Source organism: Vogesella oryzae (assembly GCF_902829295.1).
Taxonomy (GTDB): domain Bacteria; phylum Pseudomonadota; class Gammaproteobacteria; order Burkholderiales; family Chromobacteriaceae; genus Vogesella; species Vogesella oryzae.
Genome location: NZ_CADEPL010000052.1, coordinates 105,799 through 112,025 on the forward strand (window position 1 = coordinate 105,799; position 6,227 = coordinate 112,025).

General features: G+C 65.1%; 6 protein-coding genes. 3 read left to right on the forward strand and 3 right to left on the reverse strand.

Annotation, left to right across the window (positions count from 1 at the left end):
* Window positions 1–8: 8 nt before the first annotated feature.
* Together HU218_RS14025 and HU218_RS14030 are read right to left on the reverse strand one after the other, a co-directional pair.
* Window positions 9–1,463: an aldehyde dehydrogenase gene (locus HU218_RS14025; RefSeq protein WP_174875555.1), complete on the reverse strand. Its 1,455-nt coding sequence runs from the start codon at window positions 1,461–1,463 to the stop codon at window positions 9–11.
* Window positions 1,464–1,608: 145 nt separating this feature from the next.
* Window positions 1,609–2,442, reverse strand: a complete 834-nt coding sequence (locus tag HU218_RS14030; protein ID WP_174875556.1) for a p-hydroxycinnamoyl CoA hydratase/lyase — start codon at window positions 2,440–2,442, stop codon at window positions 1,609–1,611.
* A 99-nt stretch (window positions 2,443–2,541) separates the two neighbouring features.
* Between HU218_RS14030 and HU218_RS14035 the strand changes: the two genes are divergently transcribed.
* From HU218_RS14035 to HU218_RS14045, 3 genes are all read left to right on the forward strand, one after another.
* Window positions 2,542–3,003: a MarR family winged helix-turn-helix transcriptional regulator gene (locus HU218_RS14035; RefSeq protein ID WP_174875557.1), complete on the forward strand. Its 462-nt coding sequence runs from the start codon at window positions 2,542–2,544 to the stop codon at window positions 3,001–3,003.
* A 34-nt stretch (window positions 3,004–3,037) separates the two neighbouring features.
* Entirely contained in the window at window positions 3,038–3,955 is a 918-nt protein-coding gene (locus tag HU218_RS14040) for a LysR substrate-binding domain-containing protein (RefSeq protein ID WP_174875558.1), read from the forward strand.
* A 319-nt stretch (window positions 3,956–4,274) separates the two neighbouring features.
* The gene (locus HU218_RS14045; RefSeq protein ID WP_174875559.1) at window positions 4,275–5,630 is read left to right on the forward strand and encodes an MFS transporter; all 1,356 of its coding nucleotides are present in this window, start codon (window positions 4,275–4,277) and stop codon (window positions 5,628–5,630) included.
* 135 nt (window positions 5,631–5,765) lie between these two features.
* On the opposite strand, the gene HU218_RS14050 is transcribed toward HU218_RS14045, so the two are convergent.
* Entirely contained in the window at window positions 5,766–6,080 is a 315-nt protein-coding gene (locus HU218_RS14050) for a cupin domain-containing protein (protein WP_174875566.1), read from the reverse strand.
* Window positions 6,081–6,227 lie beyond the last annotated feature (147 nt).

Sequence of the window (6,227 nt, forward strand, 5' to 3'; positions counted from 1 at the left end):
GGCTCCCGTCAGATCGGATAGTGGCGCGGCGTGTGCTGGATGGTGATCCAGCGCAGCTCGGTGAATTCGTTGACCGAGGCCTTGCCGCCGAAACGGCCATATCCGCTGGCCTTGACGCCGCCGAACGGCATCTGTGCCTCGTCGTGTACCGTCGGGCCGTTGATGTGGCAAATGCCGGATTCGATGCGCTCGGCTACTTGCATGGCGCGGCTGATGTCGCGGCTGAACACGGCGGCCGACAGGCCGTACTCGCTGTCATTGGCCAGACGAATGGCGTCCTCGTCACCGCGGCAGCGGATGATGCCGACAATCGGGGCAAACGATTCATCGCGGTACAGCGCCATCGCGGCGGTGACACCGTCGATCACCGCCGGCTGCATGATGCAGCCGTCGCTGTGCAGCGGGCCGGTGGTCAGGCTGGCACCATGCGCCACGGCATCCTCGACCAGACGGTAGGCATGCTCGACGGTGTGGATGTCGGCCAGGGCGCCCAGCGGGGTGTTGCCATCGGCCGGGTTGCCGGCGCGCAGGCTCTGGGCCTTGCGGGTGAAGCGGGCAACGAATTCATCGGCGATACGTTCGTCCACGATGATGCGTTCGGTGGACATGCAAATCTGCCCCTGGTTGAAGAAGGCGCCAAAGGCGGCGGCTTCTACCGCAGCGTCGAGGTCGGCATCGTCCAGCACCAGCAAGGGGTTCTTGCCACCCAGTTCCAGCAGTACCGGCTTCAGGTACTTGGCCCCCAGCGCGGCGATGATGCGGCCAACCTTGGTAGAACCGGTGAAGTTCACGCGCTTGACGGCCGGATGGGCAACCAGACGTTCCACCACGCTGGCCGCATCCTGCGGGGCGTTGCTGATGACATTGACCACGCCAGCCGGGAAGCCGGCTTCGTGCAGCACTTCGCCGATCAGGCCGTGCAGGGCAGGGCACAGCTCGGAGCTTTTCAGGATCACGGTATTGCCGCAGGCCAGCGGCATGGCTATGGCGCGAGTGCCAAGGATCACCGGCGCATTCCACGGCGCGATGCCGACCACCACGCCGCAGGGACGACGCACGCCCATGGCCATGTTGCCGGGAATGTCGGACGGAATCAGCTCGCCGCCGATCTGGGTGGTCATGCCGGCGGCTTCGCGCAGGATGCCGGCTGCCAGCATCACGTTGAAGTGGTACCAGCCGGCAATGCTGCCGGCCTCGGCGATGCCGCGCGCCACGAAGTCGCCGGCGCGGCGTTCCATGATGTCGGCGGCTTTCAGTAGCAAGGCGCGACGCTGGCCCGGTAGCGTGGCGGCCCAGGCCGGGAAGGCGGCGCTGGCGGCGGCCAGGGCGGCGTCCACGTCTGCGGCGCTGGCGGCGCTGGCAATGCTGGCGACGCTGCCGTTCACCGGGTTGAGACGCTGGAAGGTGGCGTGCTGGTGAGCAGGTTGGTGCTGACCGTTGATCAGCAGGGAAGATTCGAACATAACAGTCTCCTACGCCTCTGTAGCGTGTTGTTTTGTGTTGGCCGCATGGGCCGTGCTGTTGTTATGTAAGTTGCCGCTTCGGGACGCAGCCGGCCATCAGGGACAGGCTGGCGCCACGATCAGGATGCGTGTGTACGGGGAAGAATCAGCCGCGCTTGTAGCTTTGCAGGCCCGGCTTCAGCGTCTTGTCATCGAGGAACTGCTTCAGGCCCTGCGCACGGCCTTGCTCCGGATCGCGACCGTTGCTCTGGTCGAGCTTGGCATACAGGTAGTCTTCGTTCTGCTCCCAGCTCAGTTCGCGGCAGCGCTTGAAGCCATGCTTGGCGTAGCGCAGCACTACCGGGTTCTTTTCCAGCAGCTTGCCGGCCAGCTTGCGTACTTCGGCACGCAGTTCGCTGCGCGGCACACTCTTGTTCACCAGGCCCATGGCTGCGGCTTCTTTGCCGCTCCAGGTGTCGCCGGTCATGATGTAGTACAGCGCCTGGCGATGGCCCATGGTATCGGCCACGGCCTTGCTGACCAGGTTGCCCGGCGGGATGCCCCAGTTGATTTCGGACAGGCCGAATACCGCTTCGTCGGCGCAGATGGCCAGGTCGCAGGCCACCAGCGGCGAGAAGGCGCCACCGAAGCACCAGCCGTTAACCATGGCGATGGTCGGCTTGTTATAGAAGCGCAGCAGTTTCCATTGCCACTGGCAGGCATCGCGGCGCATGCGTTCCTGGAAGATCTCCGGCTGGCCGTCGGTTTCGCGGAAGTATTCTTTCAGGTCCATGCCGGCGGTCCAGGACTCGCCGGCGCCGGTCAGTACCAGCACTTGCGCCTCCTGATCCAGCTCCAGGTTTTCCAGCACGTCGATCTTTTCGCGGTTGAGCGTCGGGCTCATGGCATTGCGTTTGTCCGGGCGGTTCAGGGTAACCCAGGCAATCCCTTCCTGTCCTTCTACCGCCACTGTCTTCCAGCGATCTGCGTAATTTGCCATACTCACTCACCTCGTCATGGTTAAAAATAAATATCAAGCAACCTGATATTGTTTTCATTCTAATCGCCAGTTTTCCGCACTGGCAAGGATTGTTTTGCAATGAGTAAAGACACTGTGGCGCCCGGCGCCAATGAACGCCCGCTGGGCATTGCCTACCTGATCGGCCGGGTGGATCACATGCTCAGCCAGCAGCTGCGCGACAGCCTGAAACAACAGGGGCTGACCGTCAGCCAGTACACCATGCTGTCCATGCTGCAGGCGCATGGCCAGCTGTCCAATGCCCAGCTGGCGGAGCGCTCGATGGTGTCGCCGCAGTCGGCCAACGAGATGGTGAAGATCATGGAAGGCAAGGGCTGGATCGAGCGCGAGCCGGACCCGACTCACGGCCGCATCATCAATCTGCGGCTCACCGAGACGGCGCTGGCGCTGCTGGTGGCCTGCGATCGCGTGGTGGCGTTGCAGGAGCAGCGCATGCTGGCCGAGGTGGCCGGCGACGAGCGCCAGCAACTGCAGCGGCTGTTGCGCGCGCTGGTGCGCGGGCTGGATAACTCGGCGGGGTAAGCGGCATGGCGTGCAATGAGTGCAGGAGCAGGGCATGGACCTGAAACAGATCGAATACTTTGTGCGCGTGGCGGAGCTGGGCAGTTTCACCCGCGCCGCCATCGTGCTGGATATCGCGCAGCCGGCCTTGAGCCGGCAGATCCGCCAGCTGGAGGTCGAGCTGCGGCAGACCCTGCTGCTGCGCAATGGCCGCGGCGTGACGCTGACCGAGGCCGGCAAGCTGTTGCTGGAGCACGGCCGTGGCGTGTTGCACCAGGTGGAGCGCACCCGCGAGGAACTGGGGCGGGTGCGCGGCGCACTGGCCGGCAAGGTGGCGCTGGGGCTGCCGCCCAGTTTGTCGCGGGTATTGTCGGTGCCGCTGTCGCGCGCGTTCCGCGCCCGCTTGCCGGAGGCATCGCTGGCGATCCGCGAAGGCTTGTCGGCCAATATGCTGGAATCGCTGCGCAATGGCCGGCTGGATATCGCGCTGCTGTACAACCCGGTGCCGGCGGCGGATATCGACATCCTGCCGCTGTGCGACGAGGTGCTGTACCTGGTGGAGCTGGCCACCGAGGGCGGTAGCAGTGCGCCGGTCACGCTGGCCGAGTTGGCCGCCCAGCCGCTGGTGATTCCGTCGCAACCGCACGCCATCCGCATGCTGGTGGAGGCGGAGCTGGGTGCGCGCGGCTTGCGGCCAACCGTGGCGCTGGAAATCGACAGCGTGCCGGCGATTCTGGAGCTGGTGGCCGATGGTGCCGGCTGCGCGGTGCTGTCGCGGCTGGCGGTATCGTCCAGCGACAAGGCGGCGCGGCTGCGGCTGCGGCAGATCGGCGAGCCGGGCCTGTTCAGCCGGCTGGCGCTGGTGGTCAGCGCGCATCGTCCGCGCACCCTGACGCAACAGGCGATGCAGGAACTGCTGCGCGAAATGCTGCCGGCCATCATCGAAGGCAAGCCGCTGCCGGAGGCATTCTGACGCCAGCTGCCGGCAGGCAGATTGTCGTTTTGCCGCAAATCTATAGCAGATTGTTATATCTACTATCTCTCCCGCCCGGTTCAATTTAATATCATGTAGCCTGATACTGTGGTCAGACAGTATGGCTGTTGCCCGGCGGTGTGCGAGCGCCGGCAGCGCTGTGCTGAACCGGATTCCCGCATGTCCCGCGGTGGCGTCGTTGCGAAAAAACAGAGAGCGACAACGGCCCGCCAGGCCCAGGCCACGGGCTGCAGGCATCCTCCGCGCCGCCCGGCGCACCACACAGGCAGCACAACACAAGCAATGGAGAGATAGAGATATGTCGCAGCAGTCTGTTGACGTGCAGGCGTTTATCGACCGGCACCCGTTTTCCCCGTTTCAATGGTTCATCTTCGCACTGTGCTTCTGCATCGTGCTGCTGGATGGGTTCGATACTGCCGCCATCGGCTACGTGGCGCCTTCGCTGCTGAAGGAGTGGGGCATCGCCAAGCCGGCACTGGGGCCGGTGCTGACGGCCGCGCTGTTTGGGCTGTCGGCCGGCGCCTTGCTGACCGGTTCGCTGTCCGACCGCTTTGGCCGCAAGAAGGTGCTGGTGACTTCGGTGGCGGTGCTGGGGGTATTCACCCTGGCGTCGTCGTTTGCCAGCAACCTGACCGAGCTGTCGGTGCTGCGTTTTCTCACCGGCCTCGGGCTGGGCACCGCCATGCCCAATGCGGTGACGCTGATGAGCGAGTACTGCCCGGCGGCCAGGCGCTCGATGCTGACGAATGCCATGTTCTGCGGCTTTCCGCTGGGCGCGTCGCTGGGCGGTTTTGTGGCCGCATGGATGATCCCGCAATGGGGCTGGCGCAGCGTGATGCTGTTCGGCGGCGTGGCGCCGCTGTTGCTGCTGCTGTTGATGCTGCTGGTGTTGCCGGAGTCGGTACGCTATCTGGTGGCGCACGCCAAGCCGCATGCGCAAGTGGTCGAGGTGCTGGCGCGAATTTCCGCCGCCGCCCGCAGTATCGCCGCCTTCCATCTGAGCGAGAGCAAGAGCGGGGCGGATGGCAAACGCGGCCTGGCGGTGGTGTTCTCGCCGTCCTACCGCGTCGGCTCGATCATGTTGTGGCTGACCTATTTCATGGGCGTGGTGATTTTCTACGCGGTGATCAACTGGATGCCGACGCTGTTCAAGGAAGTGGGCATCGACGGCAAGACCGCCATGCTGGTATCGGCACTGTTCCCGCTGGGCGGCATCGGTGCGGTGTTCAGCGGCTGGCTGATGGACCGCTTCAATGCCGACCGCATCATCGCCATCGGTTTCCTGCTGACCGCGCTGTCGATCTATGCCGTCGGCCAGGTAGTGGGCAATGTCGGCACGCTGATGGTGGTGGTGTTTATTGCCGGTACGGTGATGAATACCGCGCAATCGTCGCTGCCGGCATTGGCCGCCTCGTTCTACCCGACCCAGGGCCGGGCGACCGGGGTGTCGTGGATGATGGGCATCGGCCGCTTTGGCGGCATCCTGGGTTCGCTGCTGGTGGCAGAACTGGCACGCCGCCATGTCGGCTTCGACCAGGTATTCCTGGTACTGGCGATTCCGGGCGTGCTGGCCGCCGCCGCGCTGCTGGTGAAGAACCGCGCGCATCCGGAAGCGGTGCAGAAACCGGTGGTAGCCAGCTCGCTGGGCCATTAAGCGGGCAAGGCGCGCGGCCAACCTTGGCCGCCGCCAGCAGGCATTCAACACGGCAAGGGCGACGCAGGTCGCCCTTACCGTTTTTGCATCGTGCGGCAGCCGGCGGGCACTCTGCCCCGAAGCTGGGCGATGTGCTTACTCGCTGCCGGCGCGTTCCAGCACCAGGATGCGGGCCGCGCCCTGCGGGTGCGCCACGTGGGCGCAGCCGGCGGTGGCAAAGAAGATGTCGCCTGGCTGCATTTCAACGGATTGTTCCAGGTTGGCCGCATCGCGATAGTGCATGCGCACCACACCATCCAGCACCACAAACAGTTCGTCACCATCGTTGATGTGCCAGTGATACGGCTGGTCGGTCCAGTGCAGGCGGGCGGTGACGCCATCCAGGCTGGCAAGGTGTTTGGCACCCCAGGCGCGGCTGGCGGTGAAGTCGCGGGCGCGGGTCAGTTGCATCATGTTGTTCTCCGGTTGGGCGGCCGGTGCGCGGTTGGCCGCAGGGCCGCAGCAGAAGCTGCCGCCATTGTGCCGGCGTTGCTGGCGGCAGGCCGGGGGGGGTTGCCGCCCCCGGCGGGCGGGTTGCGGCCTGCCCCTTTTCACCTC